This is a genomic window from Photobacterium damselae (assembly GCF_003026815.1).
Lineage (GTDB): Bacteria > Pseudomonadota > Gammaproteobacteria > Enterobacterales > Vibrionaceae > Photobacterium > Photobacterium damselae.
This window is the reverse complement of sequence record NZ_PYOG01000014.1, coordinates 77,317-97,963: the sequence shown is the minus strand read 5'-3', so window position 1 is coordinate 97,963 and position 20,647 is coordinate 77,317. Positions and strand designations below refer to the sequence as shown.

At 38.4% G+C, this 20,647-nt stretch carries 22 protein-coding genes; 14 read left to right on the top strand and 8 right to left on the bottom strand.

The features are described 5' to 3' along the window. Window positions 1-111: 111 nt before the first annotated feature. Both CTN07_RS13515 and deoD read right to left on the bottom strand, forming a co-directional pair. Window positions 112-912: a hypothetical protein gene (locus tag CTN07_RS13515; protein ID WP_005306021.1), complete on the bottom strand. Its 801-nt coding sequence runs from the start codon at window positions 910-912 to the stop codon at window positions 112-114. Window positions 913-1,151: 239 nt separating this feature from the next. Next, window positions 1,152-1,862 carry a purine-nucleoside phosphorylase gene (gene deoD, locus CTN07_RS13510; protein WP_005306019.1) on the bottom strand — a complete coding sequence of 237 codons (711 nt, stop codon included), beginning with the start codon at window positions 1,860-1,862 and terminating at the stop codon, window positions 1,152-1,154. A gap of 572 nt (window positions 1,863-2,434) precedes the next feature. On the opposite strand from deoD, the gene CTN07_RS13505 reads away from it, so the two are divergent. The 9 genes from CTN07_RS13505 to CTN07_RS13465 all read left to right on the top strand — a co-directional run bounded on the left by CTN07_RS13505 (window position 2,435) and on the right by CTN07_RS13465 (window position 10,789). Next, window positions 2,435-3,190, top strand: a complete 756-nt coding sequence (locus tag CTN07_RS13505) for a hypothetical protein (RefSeq protein ID WP_005306017.1) — start codon at window positions 2,435-2,437, stop codon at window positions 3,188-3,190. A 61-nt stretch (window positions 3,191-3,251) separates the two neighbouring features. Then, window positions 3,252-3,458 (top strand): DUF3283 family protein, encoded by a 207-nt coding sequence (locus CTN07_RS13500; protein WP_036765858.1) that lies wholly within the window; start codon window positions 3,252-3,254, stop codon window positions 3,456-3,458. Window positions 3,459-3,673: 215 nt separating this feature from the next. Then, the gene (locus CTN07_RS13495) at window positions 3,674-4,540 is read left to right on the top strand and encodes a TonB-dependent receptor (protein ID WP_005306011.1); all 867 of its coding nucleotides are present in this window, start codon (window positions 3,674-3,676) and stop codon (window positions 4,538-4,540) included. A 45-nt stretch (window positions 4,541-4,585) separates the two neighbouring features. Beyond that, window positions 4,586-5,680, top strand: coding sequence for a BamA/TamA family outer membrane protein (locus tag CTN07_RS13490; RefSeq protein ID WP_050787843.1), 1,095 nt, complete (start codon window positions 4,586-4,588; stop codon window positions 5,678-5,680). 11 nt (window positions 5,681-5,691) lie between these two features. Next, entirely contained in the window at window positions 5,692-6,771 is a 1,080-nt protein-coding gene (locus CTN07_RS13485) for a DUF4056 domain-containing protein (RefSeq protein ID WP_005306005.1), read from the top strand. A 115-nt stretch (window positions 6,772-6,886) separates the two neighbouring features. After that, window positions 6,887-7,933, top strand: coding sequence for a glycosyltransferase family 4 protein (locus CTN07_RS13480; RefSeq protein ID WP_005306003.1), 1,047 nt, complete (start codon window positions 6,887-6,889; stop codon window positions 7,931-7,933). A 29-nt stretch (window positions 7,934-7,962) separates the two neighbouring features. After that, a complete protein-coding gene (locus tag CTN07_RS13475) occupies window positions 7,963-8,646 on the top strand; it encodes an acyltransferase (RefSeq protein ID WP_005306000.1) in 684 nt (227 codons plus the stop codon). Between the two features lie 18 nt (window positions 8,647-8,664). Then, window positions 8,665-9,936 carry a glycosyltransferase gene (locus CTN07_RS13470; protein WP_005305998.1) on the top strand — a complete coding sequence of 424 codons (1,272 nt, stop codon included), beginning with the start codon at window positions 8,665-8,667 and terminating at the stop codon, window positions 9,934-9,936. Continuing rightward, complete coding sequence (locus tag CTN07_RS13465; RefSeq protein ID WP_005305997.1) at window positions 9,902-10,789, top strand: phytanoyl-CoA dioxygenase family protein; 888 nt, start codon at window positions 9,902-9,904, stop codon at window positions 10,787-10,789. The genes CTN07_RS13470 and CTN07_RS13465 overlap by 35 nt, the downstream gene beginning before the upstream one ends. Here CTN07_RS13465 and CTN07_RS13460 read toward each other — a convergent pair. The 4 genes from CTN07_RS13460 to CTN07_RS13445 form a co-directional block, all read right to left on the bottom strand. After that, window positions 10,782-11,192, bottom strand: coding sequence for a copper chaperone PCu(A)C (locus CTN07_RS13460; protein WP_050787830.1), 411 nt, complete (start codon window positions 11,190-11,192; stop codon window positions 10,782-10,784). The genes CTN07_RS13465 and CTN07_RS13460 overlap by 8 nt on opposite strands. Before the next feature lie 66 nt (window positions 11,193-11,258). Continuing rightward, complete coding sequence (locus tag CTN07_RS13455; protein WP_036765856.1) at window positions 11,259-11,495, bottom strand: hypothetical protein; 237 nt, start codon at window positions 11,493-11,495, stop codon at window positions 11,259-11,261. A gap of 39 nt (window positions 11,496-11,534) precedes the next feature. Then, the gene (locus CTN07_RS13450; RefSeq protein ID WP_036765855.1) at window positions 11,535-11,864 is read right to left on the bottom strand and encodes a DMT family transporter; all 330 of its coding nucleotides are present in this window, start codon (window positions 11,862-11,864) and stop codon (window positions 11,535-11,537) included. Window positions 11,865-12,055: 191 nt separating this feature from the next. Next, entirely contained in the window at window positions 12,056-13,846 is a 1,791-nt protein-coding gene (locus CTN07_RS13445) for a cation:proton antiporter (protein ID WP_005305996.1), read from the bottom strand. A 226-nt stretch (window positions 13,847-14,072) separates the two neighbouring features. On the opposite strand from CTN07_RS13445, the gene CTN07_RS13440 reads away from it, so the two are divergent. Continuing rightward, a complete protein-coding gene (locus tag CTN07_RS13440) occupies window positions 14,073-15,011 on the top strand; it encodes a LysR family transcriptional regulator (RefSeq protein WP_005305995.1) in 939 nt (312 codons plus the stop codon). 26 nt (window positions 15,012-15,037) lie between these two features. Here the strand turns inward: CTN07_RS13440 and CTN07_RS13435 are convergent, their stop codons facing one another. Beyond that, on the bottom strand, window positions 15,038-16,411 hold the full coding sequence (locus CTN07_RS13435) for an MATE family efflux transporter (protein WP_005305993.1): 1,374 nt from the start codon (window positions 16,409-16,411) through the stop codon (window positions 15,038-15,040). 103 nt (window positions 16,412-16,514) lie between these two features. Here CTN07_RS13435 and CTN07_RS13430 point away from each other — a divergent pair, with 103 nt between their 5' ends. The 3 genes from CTN07_RS13430 (at window position 16,515) to CTN07_RS13420 (ending at window position 18,575) form a co-directional block, all read left to right on the top strand. Then, window positions 16,515-17,393 (top strand): LysR family transcriptional regulator, encoded by an 879-nt coding sequence (locus tag CTN07_RS13430; RefSeq protein WP_005305990.1) that lies wholly within the window; start codon window positions 16,515-16,517, stop codon window positions 17,391-17,393. A 274-nt stretch (window positions 17,394-17,667) separates the two neighbouring features. Next, window positions 17,668-17,973 (top strand): hypothetical protein, encoded by a 306-nt coding sequence (locus CTN07_RS13425; protein WP_036765854.1) that lies wholly within the window; start codon window positions 17,668-17,670, stop codon window positions 17,971-17,973. 176 nt (window positions 17,974-18,149) lie between these two features. Next, window positions 18,150-18,575 (top strand): copper resistance protein NlpE, encoded by a 426-nt coding sequence (locus tag CTN07_RS13420; protein WP_036765853.1) that lies wholly within the window; start codon window positions 18,150-18,152, stop codon window positions 18,573-18,575. Window positions 18,576-18,636: 61 nt separating this feature from the next. On the opposite strand, the gene CTN07_RS13415 is transcribed toward CTN07_RS13420, so the two are convergent. Continuing rightward, on the bottom strand, window positions 18,637-19,773 hold the full coding sequence (locus CTN07_RS13415) for a diguanylate cyclase (RefSeq protein ID WP_005305987.1): 1,137 nt from the start codon (window positions 19,771-19,773) through the stop codon (window positions 18,637-18,639). A 202-nt stretch (window positions 19,774-19,975) separates the two neighbouring features. Between CTN07_RS13415 and CTN07_RS13410 the strand changes: the two genes are divergently transcribed. Continuing rightward, complete coding sequence (locus CTN07_RS13410) at window positions 19,976-20,566, top strand: DUF3157 family protein (RefSeq protein WP_005305984.1); 591 nt, start codon at window positions 19,976-19,978, stop codon at window positions 20,564-20,566. The last annotated feature ends 81 nt before the right edge of the window (window positions 20,567-20,647 follow it).

The window sequence follows — 20,647 nt, the reverse complement described above, 5'->3', positions numbered from 1 at the left end:
TTCATTATCAGTCATGGTTAACAACATCCACAGGCTCCAAAACAGCAAAGAAAAAGCGTCTTTTGAAGTTAGTTCAACATGACATTTCAATCTGGCTCAAACATGACATTTCTAAATGGGACTTACATGTGGTGCAATAAAACGGGTACCAATAGTATAGGCATCGTGGATCTCAAAACGCTCTGTTACTTCTTCAGGCTGAAAATTGGTGTGTTGGCCAACAACATAGCCTGATTGAGCTTCGCTGGTTGCTATCCATAATACGCCATTGTCACTGCATGGTTGTAATGGTCGTATATCAGATGCAAGAGCTAGAGAATGAGCATGCTTAAATAAGCGGCCGTCAAACATAGCTAATTGACGGCGACAGCGACTGGCTATATGTGAGAGTTGATCGTAGAAAGATTTTGGGTTCATGCTTAGGCGGCGACAAATATCGCGAACAGAATGTCCAGTAAAAAGCATGGCCAATAATTTTTGTTGCACTAAGTGCTTTTGATTGAAACCCGACCAGCGATCAACAAAGGTATGTTGGCAACATTTACAGCGATAACGTTGTCGATCACCACTGTAACCAAAAGCATGATAAAGATGACGATGGGTTAATACGGGTAGGCCAAGGTTTTCACAGTCAAGATTACTGCAGGCAGGCAATCCACTGCTTTGAGCTATTTTTAAACGTGATGCTTCAGCAACAACATCAGGATTACTTAAGATTGGTGGAAATGCGCCACATTCACGACAAATAAGAGCGGGTTTAGCTGGATTAGTACGCTGAAACACATAGTGATCTTCATTTGTTGAGCCAAAACGACTGCATCCAATTGTTTTACAATGGTTAAATTGCAATCCATGGATCGCAGGAGGAAGACATTGTTGATTTGATATTGGATCTTGCTTCATGGTCATCATTACCTAATCCTTGCACTAAAGCTTATCGTAGCAAGTTAGAAAAATACGTCCTAGTTATCATTATTATGATTGAGAGGAATGTAGCGATTATTGATTGAATACCGTTACTGATAACAAGGCGGGACAACAGAATTTTGATATTGAGCATCTGCTCAGAATGGTTCAAGAATAAGTTATGAACGCATTAATAAAAAGCAGAATGGACGTCGGGGTAGGCGTCCAAACTGCAAAAGAGGTACTTATAGATTTACAGCCGTTTCAAGAGCCACATTCATCATATCGTTAAATGATTTTTGACGATCTTCTGAACTCAATTTTTCACCACGCTTAATATGATCTGAAACAGTAAGAATGGTTAGGGCTTTTGCACCTAGTTCTGCTGCTACACCATAAATGCCAGCCGCTTCCATATCGACACCTAAAATACCGAGTTTTTCCATTTTATCGAATAGATCAACTTCTGGGCTGTAGAATAGATCGGCAGAGAACACATTACCTACGCGTACTGGTACATTCTGACTGCGAGCTTGGCTAACCGCTGTTTCAAGTAGGTGGAAATCAGCAATTGCAGCAAAATCATGATTATTAAAACGAATACGGTTTACTTTAGAATCGGTAGATGCACCCATACCAATGATTACGTCCATCAGTTTTACGTCATCATGAACTGCGCCACAGCTACCAATACGGATAACATTTTTCACGCCAAAATCTTTGATCAACTCATGAACATAGATAGAGCAAGATGGAATACCCATACCGTGGCCCATTACTGAGATTTTATGGCCTTTATAGGTACCAGTGTAACCAAACATATTACGCACGTTACATACTTCTTTTGCATCTTCTAAGTACGTTTCTGCAATGAATTTAGCGCGAAGTGGATCACCAGGCATTAATACTGTTTCTGCAAAATCACCAAACTCAGCGTTGATATGTGGAGTAGCCATAATATGAGCTCCTAAAAAGATGTTATCTAATTAATTAAAGCAGTGAAGAGTCTCTACCGAAATGACAAAGCTCTTTTTCATATGTCAATTGGGAATTATTAAGGAGGAAATTCCAAATTGATGTGCTTTTCGTTGCCAACAAGTTTAGGTAAAACCAACTTATATCCATGAGATCTATATCACACTTTGTAATCTATTTATGCTAAAAATAGCAGGTGATAACTAAATCTGTTGATTTGGTGATGGTAAACGTTTGCTTTTTAGGACGGTAATTTAAAATTAGTAAGGTAAATATCAATATTGAAATTGGTTTAACTAGCTGTATTTATTTTGTTTTTATCTACTATTTCCTGCTTGGTTTAATCTCTGGTTAGTCTATTTAGTAAATTGCAGGTGTAATGGATTACATTGATGTAAAACCGCTTATTCTTGTGATTTTGATGCTTATAGAAAGGAATTTTTTATAAATTTTCAGACGAGTTTTTCTAATTTGAGGTTGTTATCAAAGATGAATTCTTTAGATGACGATATAATCTAAAATCAATAGTTCATGGATGAGAGAGTTGGATTGAATGACTAACTATGATTTATATTTGCAAACAGTAGATAGGTTAAATGATAAGTTAACCGACCTGTTTAAGTTTGTATATTGGCAGCCGACAGATAACGAATTAACTATCGATCCTCTGTTTGTTGATGAAGCGGGTTGCCCCATTCAAAAATTAAAAGTTAGCGTTTGTCGAGCTCAAAATATCCATATGACTTCTGACTTTTTTAAAGCGTATTGGCTTCGTGGTTTAGCTCGTATTGCTCCATTACGACAAGCAGTATTTAATCGCCATTTGTACTATTGGTTGACTCAAAGTGTTCAACAATTTCCTTTCCACCTACTTAGCTCATCATTATTAACCAATCTATCCGATGATGAAACATACCCATTCCCTTCTTTAATTAGACGAGAGAATAGCCACTTACCGTGTTGGGTATTAGCTCGTCAAAATGACGAATACCTGATTTCAATTATCGAGTCTAGAACTGGACAGCTATATACCGCATCATGGGTAAAAGATCCTGATCTTATTGAAGACAGTAAATGGTTTGAAGCTCAAGTTATTGATTCAGTTTTGGATTCATCGAGTAAGATAGAAGTCATTTATCAAGAATTGATCGAAGAATTTAAAGAACAACGCCTAGAAGATGATGTTGATCTTCAAGATATATTACATGCGCCATCTTTAAAGAAAGTCAGTTCATTGGCAAGTGTTGGCTTGGTGTTTGTTATTGTGATTGCATTTTTTATCTTTTTTAAATATCAGCTGGGGTTCTGATATGTAAATGGATCCGATACACTACCCCGAGTACGTTTCTTGGATATTGAGATAAAGGTTAATGCATAACTTATCATTACTGTCTGATGCAGAAAAAAATCGAATTGAATTGGATAAGCAGGCTGCTTATGCGGTTTGGAAAGTCAGTAACGCAAAAGCAGGTCCTGAGGTTTTTTCTGAGCTATTAAATAATATTGTTGATGATGATGAGCGTGAGTTTTTTGAGCAAGCTGTTGTCAAATATAAAGCCCAAATGGGTGTACGATAAGTTGTAGACCTTGGTAGCAACAATATTCAATTATGCTAAGTTAATTAAAACGCCATTGATATATCATTCATATCAATGGCGTTATCGTTTGCGATATTTTATTTATTCTTCCTGTGAATGACTAGAAGTAAATGTATACTTACACGTTTACTTTTTGGCTGTACAAGATACAATAATCCCTATCTCCTTTATTCTCTCCTTTTTGTGGTCTTTGTATGCAACGTCGTCTTATTCCTTTACTGTGTGGTCTAGCAGTTTCTTCTAGTGCATTTGCCCAATCATTTTCTTTACCTATCTGGAAAGAAAAAGCAGAAGCACTTGGTTATGATCTGCCTAAGCCTATTGGTTTTAATTTAAGCTATATGTCGCTAGAACAAGGGATTCAAGTCGATAGCATAGGTTTTTCTGGGTTGCATTTACCAAATTTTATCCGTGGTATTGATATGCAAGCAGAAAAAGGTAAACAAACCAGTGAAGTTGTAACACTTCGTGCTGACATGTGGTTATTTCCATTTCTAAATGTTTATGCGCTTGCTGGTAAAATGACAGGTAAGTCTGAAACTTCAGTTAATTACGCTGTTTCTGTTAAACCCTTATTACCAGGGCGACCAGATCACAAAATAAAAGGTAGAATTGATAACTTTTCTCTTGATCTTGATGGTTATCTATATGGTGGTGGTATCGTATTAGCAGGTGGTTACGAAAATTGGTTTGGGTTAGTTGATGCCAGTTATACTCAAACTCAATTGACTGTGATTGACGGTAATATTGATGCTTGGGTGATCAGTCCTCGTGTCGGTTATGATTTTCATAAGTTAGGGGTTCCACTTCGAATTTGGGGTGGTGCGATGTATCAAGACGTCGAACAATCGTTATCTGGACAATTAAGTGAATTGGGCTTGCCAAGTGCATTAAATCCAATTGTGAAAGATGGTGAATTTCATATTGAGCAGCGTCTAACGACAGAGTGGAATCCTATTATGGGGGCTCAATATCAGATCAATCCCAATTTAAACTTATTAGCAGAATTTGGCTTTGGCGATCGTCAAAGTGCCTTTGTCTCAATTGATTTTCGCTACTAAGGAAGGGACCTTTTGTTGAAAAAACTATTACTGTCTTCCCTTATTATGGTCAATAGTCCTTATTTATATGCGACTGAAAATGAGCCGCAACAGGATTGGATTGATAATTTTCTGACTCAATTGGGTTCTAGCGATACTATTGATGTTTCACAGGGAATCGATTGGGGCGTACTTCCTGGTCCTTTTGCCAATCCAGAACAAGGTGTTGGGTTTGGTATTGCGGCTGTTGGTTTATATGCACCTTCAGATTGGGTGGAAACAACCCCTTATTCAACGTTAGCGATCAAATCTTATATCTCATCCACGGGTTCATACGGACTAGGACTTGAGAATCGAACCTATCTAAACCACGATCGACTACGCCTCCTTGGTGATGTGTGGATCAGCCATTCCCCACAGTATTATTGGGGTATTGGGAAAAAAGCAGCGGAAGATGATCGTAATAAAAGTGAATATCAAGGACGTATTTTTAAAGTTGCACCGAAAATCTCTTATCAGTTTTTACCGCATACCTATGTGACTTTAGGATGGGATTTTCAAAGTTACGCGAAACAAAAAATTGATAGTAATTTGCTGACTGCTTACCAATTGGAAGATCAACGAAGTAGTGGTATTAGCACTGCCTTTGAGTACGACAGTCGAGATTTTGAGCCCAACCCTTACCATGGCATGCTTCTGTTTGCTGAATGGGTTAATTTCCGTAAAAGTTTAGGATCTGACCAAAATTACCAACGCCTGACGATCAATTATCGTCAATATGTTGAAATAAGCGATAGTGATGTACTCGCTTGGGATCTTCACGGTCAAAAGGTTGATGGTGATATCCCTTGGTATGGTTATGCTGAGATGGGAAATGATGATCGTATGCGTGGATATTATACTGGGCAATATCGAGATCGTTATCAGCTATCTAGCCAAATAGAGTTGAGGCATCGTTTTAATTATCGACACGGCATGGTGGCTTGGATTGGCGGCGGTAATATTGCGCCGAAAAGCAGTGAGTTATTTTCAGACTCTTGGCTACCATCAGCAGGGATAGGCTACCGTTTTACCTTTAAACCTCGAATTAATGTTCGAATAGATTATGCTGTTGGCAAGGATAGTAGCGGGTTCTATTTCAATATTAATGAAGCGTTTTAGTGGCTAATATCATGATAAAACTCATAAAACTAATACTTGGTGCTGGATTACTTTTATTCATTGGTTCAGTTAATGCAATGGATGCGCCTGTAGGTGTGCGCCCGTGTTGCGCTTTTGGTAAAGACCTAAAAGCAGAAGTAGGCGGTGTTCCCGTTCCATTCTTTTCTATTGGTAATATTTTAGGCATCGAAGACTTAGGATCTCATGTCTATAATGATGGTTCGCAAGGTGTTTCAAGTAGTCTGTTAGGAATGGGAAAAGAGACTAACGGGATTGTTTATACGCAAAAAGGGGGATTCATTGATATTGCCCATGTACGAGATACGGCTGATTTTACCTTTTACTTATATCAAGAAATCCATTCAAAACTGGGCTCAGGAACGAGTATTGTTCTCACACCTGAGTTGCGCTCGCGTCATGTTTATTTACCTAAAAAGGATACACATAGTTTAACGGCCCAAGAGCGTCAACAAATTAGTGTTGAACTAGCTGGTTTGATGGCATTTCGATTAGCTCAATGGCACGAAATAGCTCAATGGTTTGGTCTTGAATCTGTCGGCGGTTTCTCTGAGCTAGCTTCTGCGTTTTCTCCTGAAGATCTTTATTCAAATATGCTTGGTGCTAAAGTTGCGATGAACATATTGCAACAACAGCCATCTATTTCTAAACAAACATTTTCTCAAATATTTACTCAGAATTTAAAAGCAAAATTAATCGCTTTAGATATTGTTTCTGCAGATAAAGCGAAACAAAAAATGGCATCTTTAGATGGTCAGTGGTGGGATAGCTCTAAGCGATTACCGCAAAAATGGGTTGTACTAAAGCGAGACTATCGACTACGTCTTGATTTACAGCCAAATGGTGTAGCAAATGGCGAACTTGAGCAGTTAACAGCGCAATTAAGTAATGGCGATAACAGTGAACAATGGACAGATTTGTATCTTCATTCAGCTGATCGAGAAAAACAGTTTGAGTTACTACCAGCTGAGCTTAAAAAGAAACAGGTTTGGCAACCTAAAGACTTTAATCAATTAGCTGATTTTGCGAAGCAACATGATGCTAAAGAGGTTGGACACTCTACTCAAGTGTAAATATAGTCAGATATATTCATTTGTTGGACTAAAAAAATACTAGAGCCCGCTATTTTCATCTACAGTAATTATATATTGAAATATCTTGTGTAGAGAGGGAAATGGTGGGTTCTATATGGCTAATATTGTGCTAGTTTGCGATATTTTTCTAAAACAGGGCAGCAGTTTTTTTGATTTTCTCTACCATTTACCAACCCACAGTCCACATCAATATATTCTTTTAGTAAGAGGCATTGATAAGGAATTATCGAGCTGTTTAACCTCTCTCGGCTATGAAGTTAAAATATTTCACTCAAGCATCGATCTCGCTAAATATTTTTTGCGATATCAACCGAATCTGATTCATTTCCATTTTTATGGCATTGGGCATCGACATATATTATTGGCTAAATGTTTGGCTAAAAAAGTCATCTTAACTTGCCATAATTCGCTTTTGAAAAAACCAAAAATCAACGTTTATCTGCGAGTAAAACAATCTCTTTTAGCACTACCGTTATCCCGTGTTATTGCCGTATCGTCGTTTACTTCATCTTGGTTGTGCTCTTTATTACCCCCCATTAAAGTCGTTCATATTGATAACGGTGTTGATTTGACACGGTTTAGGCCAATTCCCCAAATTGAAGTTACTCAATATTTAGAGTGTTGTTATATCGGCTCTTTATCTAATGAAAAAGGGGTTAATAAATTGATATCTCTATTTTCTTTACCAGAGATAGCCCGTTTTGCTCGCTTACATCTGGTGGGAGAGGGGGAATTACAAAAGGTTATTCATCGATTACCAGAGCAAACAGATAATATTATTTCTTATGGTTATCTTAATGATGTGACTGTGGTATTGAAAAAAGTACATTTGGTTTTGGTCCCCTCTGATTGGTATGAGGCATTTGGCTATAGTGCAGTTGAGGCCATGGCAACACAACGCCCGATTATTGCTCAGCCTGTAGGGGCGCTTAAGGATCTATTTTCCAATGATCTTCATAGCTGGCATGCTGATTATAATAATATGATCTCGGTACAAAAATTGCTTGAAAGAATTCATCGGTCACCTTTGTTGTTGAAACAGACAGGGGAGCAAGCACAGGCATGGGTTAGACAGAAATATGATATTCATAATCAAATCAAGAAGACTCATAGGCAATATTGCCAACTCTTAAATGAGTAAAAGATTGATGACGATAAATAGGAGGTGGTATGTGGACTTATCGTGTACGTTCATACATAAAACAGCGTAACTCGCTATTTAGTCGTTGTCTTTATTCAGTCGTCATAACAATCCGTGATGGGCAATTACCTAGAATGGTTTGGGTTTATCGACCTATTTATTTGTTATACCAATTGATTAAACAAGTATGGGCTAGATTGGTTAATGTCATTTTTTATTTACCTATGTTGCAAGCTCGGTTGACCCAGTTTGCCCCTCGATTGCAGCTTGAAAATGGTTTTCCCTTAATAGGAGGCCCAGTTGAAATCACAATTGGTCAAAATACCTGTTTGAATGGAGCACTAAGTATTCATGCTCATCCTGATACGCCTAGCAGGTTAATCATAGGCGATAATTGTTATCTAGGTTGGCAAACCAGCATTATTGTGGGGTTAAGTGTCACCATAGGCAACAATGTGAAAATTGCTGGACGAACAAGTATACACTCTCATGCAGGACACAGCACAGATAGCTCCCATCGAGACAAAACGCCTGAATTAGGCCATTTAACGATTGAAGATGATGTATGGATCTGTACCAGTTGTAATATTGTAAAACCTGTATTAATCGGTAGAGGTTCGGTTATTGCTTCCGGTTGCGTTGTTACTCACGATGTCCCTCCAAATGTATTGTTTGCAGGTAATCCCGGGCGAGTGATTCGTCAGTTAAAATAAAAGGTGGTAGAGCGCAATATGAAGATTCTTTATATCAGTTATTTTTCGCCTCCACTTTTGAATGTAGGAGCACACCGTACCCGCCGTTTTGCCTCTCACCTAACAACGTTCAATCACAAGGTGACAGTTATCGCTGAAAAACGCCGTAATCGCTTTACTCAACAAAGCAAAGATGCCTTATCTGCTCCTAACACTTTGCTTATTGATGCCGTAAAGTCGTGGAATATTGATTGGTTATGGAAATATCCAACGATTGTTCATAAAGGTCTATATCGATTATTTGGTCGTACATTACCTGAACAAGATAATAAAATTGCCAAACGTTACTGGTTTATTGATATGCAGTGGGGGTGGATTATTCCTACCCTATGGCATTGTTATCATTTAATTAAACAAGATAAACCCGATGTGATTCTTGTTACTTGTCCTCCATTTAGTAGCAGTGTGGTGGGATATTATCTTTCCAAATTTTTTTCTATTCCGTTAGTTCTGGATTTTCGTGATGGCTGGACTCATGCGAGTTATTTTGTGGAATACGATTACCAGCACTGGGAAAGTCGAGTTTTAGCTCAAGCATCAGCCCTTGTGGTGACCTCTAAAGCTGATCTGCATTCTTATCAAAGTAAATACCCTAAAGTGGCAGTGAGCTACATTCCAAATAGTTTCGATTGGCCATTAGATATTACCTCTAACAGAAGCTCTAGTTGCTGTGATAGTAAACGTGTTTTTACTATTGGCTATAGTGGTACTTGGGATGGTTTTCGTCGTTCTGCCAAGCAAATATTAACGCACCTTAGTCAAGCATCATTTGATTTCCGATTTATTAATATTGGTGATGATCATCCTGAGTTTCTCTCTTTAGTTGATGAGTTAAAAATAGAAGATAAAGTCCGAAATTTAGGTTTGTTAAATAAAGATAAGATGCTGAAATATTTAGCAGATTGTGATGCATTGTTTATCCAAAAAGGTTTGCCCGATTTAGATTTGGAAGATACTCATTTAGCGACAAAAGCGATTGATTATGTGGCTAGCCGAAGAATGATTATTGCAGAATTGCCAAAAGGTGAAACTAAGCAATTTTTACTTCAATATGGTGGGAAAGTGGTTATGGTTGATGCTGATAACTACTCTCAACAATTAGAGTCAGCCTATCAATACTGGTGTTCAAATCCAAACAAGCGCTATGAACCCAAGGGCGATTTTTGGCAACATTATGACCCCATATTATTAAGTCGTCAGCTAGAGAAGGTATGTTATGACGTGTGCTCAGGATCTTCTCAGGCAACTTAGTCAAGATGGCGTAGTTGTCCTTCCTAACCTGATTTCTAAAGAACAATTAAAAGCCATGCAGGTGATATTTGCACAGCAACTAAATCAGCCTAATTGTAATACTTGGCAAGGTTACTATCAGACAGATCGATATCGTTTGATGGTTGATCAAGTATTAGCGCTTCATCCAACATTTGTTCAATTAGCCATTGCTCCGTTATTGTACACCATGGTTTCTCAGTATTTAGGTGATGATGCCTGTTTACAAGAAGCCAAAGGGTGGCAAAGTTTGCCGTTTAATTATGACTTTCATCCCTTACATCGCGATGAATGGTATTGCACTGAATTTTATCAAGATAAATTACCGCCTAAATCATTAAAGCTAGGATGTTATTTACAAGATGTGAAATCAGGCTCCTTTGGTTATGTTTTAGGCTCTCACCTAAAGAGTAACGGAATAGAGGTTGGAGAAAGGTTTCACCAAGACGCTAAAGACTATGCGATGCATAAGATTGTTGGTCGCGCAGGTACGTGTTTTCTATTTGATCCACAAGGATTACATCAACAAACGTATCCAAATAATGAAGCTAGAAATGCTGTGTTCTATCATTATTTTTCCCCTCATATTCGGTTAGCTAAGGCTTTTATCCGGTCAGGGCGCTATAACCATATGCTGGTCGATATTAGTTATCTCAAGGGATTATCCCCACACCAAATGCAATTTCTTGGTTTAGAAAAAGGGCCTTTACAGAGTAATTTACTTTTACCATCATCACGGCAACAAACTTGTATCATCAGAGCTGGACTTCGAGCTTATAATGAATTTCGTTATTGGAAACAGAGAGTAATAGCTCGACTGTCAAAAATTACTTAGTTTGTTTTACTGTGGTCGTAATGTGTGAACCATCAGCAAATTCAAGGGTAATGGGAAAGTTATCTGTAGTATGAAAATCAAATAACATGAGATGATCCCCATGTGGTTTGAGGGTGATTTTTCCATTTGCTGGAATAGTAATATAGTCCAACTTACGCATTTTCATCATACCGTCTTGATGCTGGTGGGTATGAAGCTCAATTGTTTGGCTGTTTGGGCTATGGACTTTTGTTAATTTCGCTAAGTGATTGCTGTTATTTTGGATAGAGAGATATACAGCCCTAACTGTACTATTTGTTGGTGCGATTGGCATCCATGCATTTTCAATAAAAATATGTTCAGCTTGGGAAGACCAAGTGAAAGAACTCAATAATATGAGAAAGAAAGCGACTAATTGTTTCATGACAGCATCCTTGAGATCACTTTAGTATATCTAGAATACTAGCCACTTCTTTCTCTATGATACAAATTAAACTTGCTGCATACCTCGAGTTTGATTCATTGTTCGAGATCCAGCAGTGCCATAGTTATTAATATCAAATCGGTTAGGGGAGTAACCGATTTGTTTGCGATAGCGTAGGTCTAACTTTTCTAAGTTAATACCATAAGTCAGTCTCATTTTTTCAATCATGGTATTAATTTCTAATTGAGACTTATGTTGTTGTCTCATATAAAAGTAGAGATTTTCGGCTCTTTGTTGATCCATTGTAACCTCCAATACCTTTAACGTATTAACTCATTAAGATTAATCGCTATGAGGTGCGCCTGATAAATTAATAATGGCAATACCTATAGCAATAACAATCATGCCAATCCAAACTTTGGGATCCAGTTGCTGTTTATAAATAAAGCTCGACATCACGGTCACCAGTACAATGGCCATTCCGGCCCAAGACGCATGTACAATACCAACAGGTAGATTTTTCATCGCTTGGCCTAAAAATAAAAAAGCTGTTAAATGCCCTAAAATTACTATGGTACTTGGTAACCAATTGGTAAATCCATTCGTTGCTTTAAGGGCGACATGTGATGTTGCTTCAGCCAAAACGCCAAGTAAAAGAAAAATCCAACCCATTTTATTTGCTCTATTTTTAATATTTAATTAGAAGATATGCCCAAGCACCTTGGATTTAGATATTATATTTATTTCCCTCTTAATGATAATAGTCTGGTATTATAAATTACTTTTACTATATGGTAATAATTGAGTACAAAAAAGGCACAGGTGGTATGCCTATGCCTTAGTTGTGTTATTTACAGAAAAGTTTATGCTTCTTTGATTAAGGAGATCATTGTCCAACCAGCTTTTACATCGGGCTGGATGGTACTTGAGAATACGTGAATATTCAGCTTAGGATCGACCGCAAATAATGGGATGATCTGGGCTGTTTTATACTGCTCGTAATAATCTTCTAAGCTAAATGCCTCACTAATCTTCGTATGGCGAACTTCTGCCCCCTGATTGATAAAGCTTGCCAGTTTTTTGTAGCTAACATCTTGATTGAAAAGTGTTAATCCATGGCGTTCTTGTGCTGCGTAGTGCTTTTCATTAAAGTTTGAATTACTGCGATTACCGTACAAGCTGTAAACACTTCGTTCACCAAAGTCATTCATAAAATGCATACAAGCAACCACATTTAGATGCTTATCTGGTGTCATTGCCAGAACTTTGCCGACTCCAATCAAGTTCAAATACTCATCAGCATGGCTCGATACAGGGTTGCCATAATAAGTATCAAGGCCTGCCATACGAGCATTACGGATATAGTCCCAGTTAGAATCGGTCATCACGACTCGGCAATCATATTTCTTTAACTCGATGCCAATGGTTCGAGCAACATCATTGGCTCCAACGATAAGGAAACCACGAGGTGAGGGTTCTGCAACCTTAAGTAATTTAGCCATTGGACGAGCAGAGATACTTTGCAGGACAACGGTTCCGATAATAACCATAAAGGTAAGAGGAACCAGCAGTTCAGCTTCTTTTATACCTGCTTGAGAGAGCTTAATTGCAAATAGAGATGAGATTGCCGCAGCAACGATACCCCTTGGGGCCACCCATGCTAAAAACAGTTTTTCTTTACACTCTAATCCGCTTCGAAGCGTAGAAAGAAAAATAGAAGCAGGGCGCGCCACAAATTGAATGATGATAAATAAAGCCGCAGCACTGAAACCTAAGGCTTTAAAGTCAGTGAGGTCAATACGAGCGGCAAGTAATAAGAAAAGTCCTGAAATCAACAGAATAGTAAGGTTTTCTTTAAAGTGTAAGATATGCTGAATGTTGACTTCTTTAGCGTTAGCCAACCACATACCCATAACAGTTACAGCCAGTAGGCCAGCTTCTGACTCAATGGCATTAGAGCCTGCAAATACACCCAGAACTACAGCCAGTACGGCAAATGGTTGTAAATACTCTGGCAGTAGATGTCGGCGCAACACAACAGCAATAAACCATCCAGCAAGCGCACCAAAAATAAGTCCAACCGCTAAGATCAGTGCAAAAACCTCTAAACTATGTACTTCACTGCTTGAGACCATAAACTCATATACAAGTACGACAAATAGAGCACCGATAGGGTCGATAAGGATACCTTCCCAACGCAGGATATTGGCTAATTTTGCCTGTGGGCGAACCGTTCTTAGCAGGGGAACAATAACGGTTGGTCCTGTAACGACAGTCATACTTCCGAATAAGAATGACATCGACCATGAAAGATCTAATAGGTAATGAGTCGCGGTACTAGTGATTAGCCAAGTTACCACGGCACCAATAGAAACGATACTTTGAACGGTTTTGTTAACTTCCCGAATTTCTTTAAAGTTAAGAGTTAGGCTTCCCTCAAATAAGATAATAGCGACAGAAAGTGAAATTAGAGGGAACAGTAAATCGCCGAACATGTCATTGGGCTGAAAAATACCAGTAACGGGACCAATGACGATACCCGCAATTAATAGAAATAAAATTGCAGGCAGTTTTAAACGCCATGCTAACCACTGGCACCCTAACCCGAGCACACCGAGTCCGGCTAGGGTTAAGCCAATCATTTCTTCATGCATATGTCTTTCTCATAATAAAGGCTGCTGTTGATACAAGCCTTTGGGATTGTTGTTATTGTCAGATAATGAACAGTGTACTATGAGTTAATGGCAGTTACCAAATGTCAGTAATAAGCTAAATTTTAGATAATATTAGAAAAAATACATGAATTGAGAGTGACATTTGAGTTTCACTCCGTAGACTTGGCTTCCCTTACTGAAACTCTTGCTAATAAGGAATGAATCCGTGTTACCTGAACGAGCCAGCCGTATGGCTATTTTTCACACTTTAGTTGTTTCTGGTAGCTTTACTCAGGCCGCTTTAACATTAGGCGTTTCGACTTCTCATGTGAGTAAACAGCTTGGTCTATTAGAAGCTGATCTTGAGGTGAAATTAGTTCAACGTACAACACGCAGTTTCACCCTTACAGAAGAAGGGGTTCAATATGCTAAATATTGTGCAAAATTGGTTAATACGATTCAAGATGCTGACGCCATGGTAGGTGATGTTCGCAATGAGGTATCTGGGGTATTAAGACTTGGTCTTTCTAAATCTTTTGGCACCATGCATATCATCCCTGCGATTGAGCATTTACGTAAACAATTCCCTGAGCTGCATGTAGAAGTCAGTTTGTTCGATCATAAAGCGAATATGGTAGAAGATGGACTCGATCTATGGATAACCAATGTTGAAAATATTCCAGAAGGTTATGTTGCGCAAAAGTTAGCGGATACTCGTTTTATTGTCGCAGCATCACCTGAATATTTACTTCATCATCCTGCGCCTACTCACCCTAATGAGCTGCAAGAGCATAATTGTTTGACCTACCAAAGTCGCCATCATAGTCATAATACGTGGTCTTTTAATAAAGGGACTGAAGGGCTTTTTGTGACGGTATCTGGTAACTATCGTGTGGATTTGGCAGAAGCGGTCCGTGATGCTTGTATCTCAGGTTGGGGAATTGCTTATTTGGCGACGTATCTATTAACTGATGAGTTTCGTCAAGGTAAATTGATTCAACTACTCCCTGACTGGGAAGCCGATCAAGCAATGCACTTTTATGCGGTATATCCTAGTCGTAAGCATTTACCTAAAAAAATATCGGCGGCCATTAGCTTTTTTAAACATTATATTGGTGAACCACCTTATTGGGATAAAGCGCTAAAACCTTTGGTTCGGCTGTAGCGCTTTCCATTTTTAACATCGCTTACTTATGAGTGGGTAAACCGCAATGTATTTGCTTTGTTCCAATCTTTACTACGGTGCTGAATATCTTTCCATACCATAGGTGCGACAATGGCGGTAAGGGCAATATTTGAAAGTGGCACCGCCATCCAAACACCATCAACGCCTAACCATTTCGGCAGCAGGTATAAAAATGGTAATTGAATCAGCATATTGCTAACGGAAATGGTAAGTGCTTTCCCTGCTTGATTGACCGACATAAAGTACACTGAAGCAAGCACGATAAAACCATCTAAGAAAAGGCCAAATAAATGAAGCTGAATGCCTTTGGTTGTTTCTGCTAATAGAAGACTATTGTTATTATTAAATAGTCCTATCATGGTTTCCGGAAATATATTGAGTAACAATACCCAGCTTATACCCGCAATAAGCGTACACTTTAACGCTAATACAAACATTTTCTTTATTTTGTTTGCTTGCTTTGAACCGTAATAATAACTAACAGGAGGCTGCATCCCTTCTGCAATCCCTTCGGCTAATAAGTAATATAATGTCATTAGATAACCGACAATGGCATAAGCTCCAACCGTCATTGAAGAGCCATATTGCATAAATTGGTAGTTGTGTAAGGCAACAACAAAGCTAGCGTATAAATACATCACCAAAGAAGAGGAGCCTAAGCTGACAACTTGCTTCATTGTTGCTGGATCTATTTTATGCCACTCGATATTGAGTTTGAGCTGTGAATGTTTTGATAAGAAGTAATAAATACCCCCCAAACAGACACAGAGCTGGGCTAATATGGTTGCAATAGCTGCGCCTTGTAATGCCATATTGAAGTGACCGATAAAAATATAATCGAAGGCAATATTAAGTAAGGCACCTAAGATCATTAAACCAGTTGCAATTGCTGGGCTTTCATCGTTACGAATGAGCATTGGCATGGCACTAGCCATAATGGTGATCAGCGAACACCAAGTAAAGACATCGATATAGTCGAGCCCTAATGACATGGTTGTGATTGTCGCCCCTTGAGCAAGCAACATCACAGGGGCAAATGCAGATAATAGAGCAAGTGTTAATAGCGCCAAAATCACCATAAGATGAAAGCTACTCAACAGTGCTTTTTGCCCTTCTTGCTGTTTATTTTCACCGCGAGCAATAGAGATTAAGCTGCCAGCCCCCATTCCAAGCATTAAGCCGAACCCGGATAAAATAAAAACAATAGGCCATGCCATATTAATACCTGCAAGGCCCTCATAACCAACGTAATGTCCGACAAAAATGCCGTCAATTATTTGATATAACCCACTGACTAACATGGCTGTTACAGCGGGAATAGTATAGCGAACAAAAGTTTTACCAATAGAAGCGCTTTGTTCTATATGTTGTGCGTGCATAATGCTTATTCCTTCTTTATTGCATATTATTATCCTTGTTTATGGGATAGGCGAAAGTTAGTATCTATCTGTATATCGGATAGATTGGGTGTGATGTATAGCTATGAATTGGACAATTGATCAGCTTATTGCTTTTGTTTCTGCTGTTGAGGCAGGCTCTTTTAGTGCTGCAGCGCGTCGTTTGGGAAAAGCGCAATCTCGGGTCAGTACTGCGATAGCGCATTTAGAAGCCGATCTTGGTATTGAGTTATTTGATAGAAGTGGCCGTTTACCGATATTAACAGAAACGGGTCAGCAGCTTTATGAGGACGCAAAAGGCATATTACAGCAGTGCGAAAGGTTACAAGCTAAAGCCGGGCATGCAACTCAAGGACAAGAGATTGCCTTGACTATTGCAATTGATGAAGCGGTTCCAGTCGTCACTTTTGAAGATTTTTTTACTCAGCTTGCAAGCCAATTTCCCGATTTAAAATTGACGATAATTAATGGCTCTCAAGATGATATTGCACTTTGGGTTGATGAGGGGCGAGCTGATGTTGGTATGATGTTTTATCTTAATGAATTACCAAGTCGGTTAGAGTTTACGCTTATTAATGATTTTAAGCAGACATTAGTGGTTGCGAAAGAGCATCCATTAGCGATGTACCCCATTCCAACGATAGAACAGCTCAATCAATATCGTCAGCTTGTTATTCGTGACAGAATAGGAAATCGCAGTGAAACCCCAATATCGTCGCGCCATTGGCATATCGACAGCTATTATCATATTACTGCTCTGGTGCTAAGAAATATTGGTTGGGCTCTGATTCCAGAACATGTAGCACGAGCTGAGTGGTATATCGATGATCTTGTAGAATTATCGACCGATAATATTTTTGATTCACTGTGGGTTGAGATGGGCATTGTGAAACGAAGAGATAAAGCAAAAGGGCCTGTGATGGTCTGGATATATCAGCAAATTAGGGCGTTGTTTGATTCGTAAAGTGCGCCAGATGGGAAGTAAACCAAGTTTTTTCGTCTAACCTCATGCCTTAAAGCGGCTTGAATACAAAAGGGTAAAACTATTTCGTTGCCTTCGATCCATTCTACGGAACTTTAGTGTAATATCACTTACTAATAATCATATTTATAAAGTCAAGATCTGTAGTGTCAGGTTTTGTTAAAATAGAAGCTTATTGATAGCAGTGATATAAGCGTTAAGTGTTAGGTAAATAGCAGTGTCCGACTTTCACTCACAATCGTTAAAAGGATCGGTTTTGGCCATCAGATTGTTATGGGGCTCATTTTTTATTTTAGTTATTGCGATCCTTGCTGTTGGTGCAACAACATATGAAGCTGAAACTGTGATTGGAACAGTCCTTGATGTAGAAAAAGTGCATGATCTTACGGATGAACATTATCATGTGCATATTGATTTGTTACAGCAAGACGAAGTTATTGATATAGAGCTAAAAAATGGCCAAGAGTGCCCTGTTGGCTCACAAGTTGTGTTGTATCAGAAGCAATCAAAATTATTAGGCAATGTAAGTTATGAATATGTTTCCTGTGAGGTTTCATATTAGACTTTATAGTAAGTAATACCATAATCATTGCGCTGTATGTGTTGCTTTGACAACGAATTGACAATAGATTTACTTAGCAAGAACAATTTTTTACTAACTTTACGGTCTACTCTATTAGAATTACGAAATACTTTACGATAATTAATTGTGGAGTGATAAGTCGAATAGGAGTTGCGATGAAAGTAAAAGTAATTGGTTTAGCTTTAGCGGTTGGATTATTCATGGTTGGATGTGATCAACAAGCATCGCAGCCATCTGCTGCTGTTGACCAACATAATGCGCAAAACTCACTGGATTGGCCTGGTTCTTACACGGGGATTTTACCTTGTGCAGATTGCTCTGGTATTGAAACCATCTTAGATATTAAAGCTGATGGTAACTATACACTTGATGAAACGTATCAGGGTAAAAAGGATGGTCATTTTGTATCAAGTGGTGTATTTACTTGGAATAAAGCGGGCAATACAATTTCACTAAAATCTGCTGATGGTAAAAGTGATAGTAACTATTTTGTTGGAGAGAACCGTCTATTCCGTTTAGATAAGGAAGGGAATCGTGTAACGGGGCCTCTTGCTGATAATTATTCTCTAAAGAAACAATAATATCGTTATATTAATAAATTGATGATGGCGTGAGGCGAAACCTTACGCCATTTTAATTTGATTATCCTGCACTCTGTAACATGGTTACTGTACTCAAATCTTGATGATACATCACTTCATTTTGATGGGTTTGATGAGCAATTTTTTTGGCTTGATACATTAATTCATCGGCTTCAATGAGTAATTTCTCAAATGGTAAATAATGCTCAGGGTAAACCGAGGTAACCCCAATACTCAGAGAGACATCATGGGATTTATGTTGGTCGAAATGTCGGCATAAACGTTCCACCAAAATTTGAGTTTTCTTTAATGCGGTATTCGGTAACCAAATACAGAACTCATCTCCCCCATGTCGTGCTGCCGAATCCGATTTTCGAAGTGTTTCTCGCATACTATCGGCAAGCTCAATAAGTACCTGATCACCAGCTTGATGACCGAAAGTATCATTGACCTCTTTAAAACGGTTAATATCAAGATAAAGCAGGCTTCCCCAGCCAGACGTCCGCTCTGCATAGCTGATATTTTTATCTACTATTTCTTGGAAAGAGTGACGATTATAAAGTGATGTTAATGCATCTTTTAGAGCCAGCTCTTCTAAACGTTGTGTGCGATCAGAAACAATTTGCTCAAGATTATTGGCATAGCTCTCTAGCTGCTTATTCGCAACAATAACTTCAGATTGAAGGGTCGAAATGTAAGTATCAAAAACCAGTTGATTATCAAAATACATGAGTTTCTTAAGCGAACTTAGGATTTGATTGGTTTGCAGTTCGTCTTCACTATAATCACGAATAATATCTTCAAGTAGATGTTGTAGGCGATTAATCCCCGATAAATAAAGCTTGGGCGTTACCCCAATTCTTTGATGGATTCGACCAATTTGAAGCCTTTTCGCAACATAGTCCATATCGTAGCTACCAGAAAAAAGCTCGGTAATATATTGGCTCATAGAGTAATGCAGGCGTTTTAATGTGTCTTTATCACCAATAATTAATGCTATTTCGGGAATTGAAACCTGATGTTGGTAAAACTCTTGTACCACTTGAGGTATCAGTGGCTCTAACCATTTTAGACATTGTTGAAGATTTACTTCATCTTGCTCTACAAATGAAAGTGATATCTTGCGCTGTTCAATATCATGTTCATTGATATTTAATTGTTCCGCTAGTGTTTGATATATAAGATTTCGTGCATCCATATTATTAGCCTAAGTATTTATCTTTATTATATTTTTTGAGGTAGAGAATGACGATTCCCCTCAATTTCAATCCTTGAAACGATTCGGGTATATACTGATAGAACTTGTATTCACAGACAATTGTTCTAAATCAAAGTTAGATCATTTCACCTAAAAAGTGATATTTTTAACCTCTGAATCGACATTAGTTAGGAAGGCTACCATGCATTTGAAGTATCGATTGATAAGTGCAGCAGTATTAGGATTGTTATCTGCAAGTGTTTCAGCACAACAAGTTGTGGAACTTAAAGATGGACGACTCATTCAATTAAACGATGATTTTACCTGGCAATATGTTCAAAAACAGCAAGCTACTACCGCTAAACCTGAAGTTGAGGTGCTCGAAGCCAGTGCACAACTAGCTCCGGTGACTGCAGTACCTTTTACTAATACTGTCGTTGGAACTCAATTTAAACTCAATTCTAGTAAGCCTATTCTTCAGTTGTCACAAAGTGGTATCGATGCCATTTTACAGCCAGCCTATTATCAAGGTAATGAGTTGGTTATTCCGGTAGGACTGACTAACCAAGGAACGGATTCTGTTGTCTTAGTTAAGATGAATATTACCCTTGCAGATGCTAATGGTAAGAGTTTAGCTTCTGAGAGTGTAAAGGTTTGGTCAGCTATTAAACGTATGCCCGAAACATACCTTCGAGCTAAAACACAGAAACAAGGTTTACCTATTAAATTAAAGGTTCCTTCGTTTTCTAATTATCAGATCAAAGCAGAAATCACAGAAGTTGAACATTGGTAATCCGAATAGAATACTTTAAGCTGACAAATTGTTAAAATAATGCTCAAATATAGGACAATGAGATTAAGTTCTTATTTTAAT

Bases quoted from the DNA above. Each gene is read 5' to 3' on its own strand.
- CTN07_RS13485 (WP_005306005.1), top strand. From the start codon at position 5,692: ATGATAAAACTCATAAAACTAATACTTGGTGCTGGATTACTTTTATTC.
- CTN07_RS13465 (WP_005305997.1), top strand. From the start codon at position 9,902: ATGACGTGTGCTCAGGATCTTCTCAGGCAACTTAGTCAAGATGGCGTA.
- CTN07_RS13475 (WP_005306000.1), top strand. From the start codon at position 7,963: ATGTGGACTTATCGTGTACGTTCATACATAAAACAGCGTAACTCGCTA.
- CTN07_RS13430 (WP_005305990.1), top strand. From the start codon at position 16,515: ATGAATTGGACAATTGATCAGCTTATTGCTTTTGTTTCTGCTGTTGAG.
- deoD (WP_005306019.1), bottom strand. From the start codon at position 1,862: ATGGCTACTCCACATATCAACGCTGAGTTTGGTGATTTTGCAGAAACA.
- CTN07_RS13490 (WP_050787843.1), top strand. From the start codon at position 4,586: ATGGTCAATAGTCCTTATTTATATGCGACTGAAAATGAGCCGCAACAG.
- CTN07_RS13495 (WP_005306011.1), top strand. From the start codon at position 3,674: ATGCAACGTCGTCTTATTCCTTTACTGTGTGGTCTAGCAGTTTCTTCT.
- CTN07_RS13450 (WP_036765855.1), bottom strand. From the start codon at position 11,864: ATGGGTTGGATTTTTCTTTTACTTGGCGTTTTGGCTGAAGCAACATCA.
- CTN07_RS13445 (WP_005305996.1), bottom strand. From the start codon at position 13,846: ATGCATGAAGAAATGATTGGCTTAACCCTAGCCGGACTCGGTGTGCTC.
- CTN07_RS13460 (WP_050787830.1), bottom strand. From the start codon at position 11,192: ATGAAACAATTAGTCGCTTTCTTTCTCATATTATTGAGTTCTTTCACT.
- CTN07_RS13455 (WP_036765856.1), bottom strand. From the start codon at position 11,495: ATGGATCAACAAAGAGCCGAAAATCTCTACTTTTATATGAGACAACAA.
- CTN07_RS13500 (WP_036765858.1), top strand. From the start codon at position 3,252: ATGCATAACTTATCATTACTGTCTGATGCAGAAAAAAATCGAATTGAA.
- CTN07_RS13410 (WP_005305984.1), top strand. From the start codon at position 19,976: ATGCATTTGAAGTATCGATTGATAAGTGCAGCAGTATTAGGATTGTTA.
- CTN07_RS13515 (WP_005306021.1), bottom strand. From the start codon at position 912: ATGATGACCATGAAGCAAGATCCAATATCAAATCAACAATGTCTTCCT.
- CTN07_RS13415 (WP_005305987.1), bottom strand. From the start codon at position 19,773: ATGGATGCACGAAATCTTATATATCAAACACTAGCGGAACAATTAAAT.
- CTN07_RS13435 (WP_005305993.1), bottom strand. From the start codon at position 16,411: ATGCACGCACAACATATAGAACAAAGCGCTTCTATTGGTAAAACTTTT.
- CTN07_RS13480 (WP_005306003.1), top strand. From the start codon at position 6,887: ATGGCTAATATTGTGCTAGTTTGCGATATTTTTCTAAAACAGGGCAGC.
- CTN07_RS13420 (WP_036765853.1), top strand. From the start codon at position 18,150: ATGAAAGTAAAAGTAATTGGTTTAGCTTTAGCGGTTGGATTATTCATG.
- CTN07_RS13505 (WP_005306017.1), top strand. From the start codon at position 2,435: ATGACTAACTATGATTTATATTTGCAAACAGTAGATAGGTTAAATGAT.
- CTN07_RS13470 (WP_005305998.1), top strand. From the start codon at position 8,665: ATGAAGATTCTTTATATCAGTTATTTTTCGCCTCCACTTTTGAATGTA.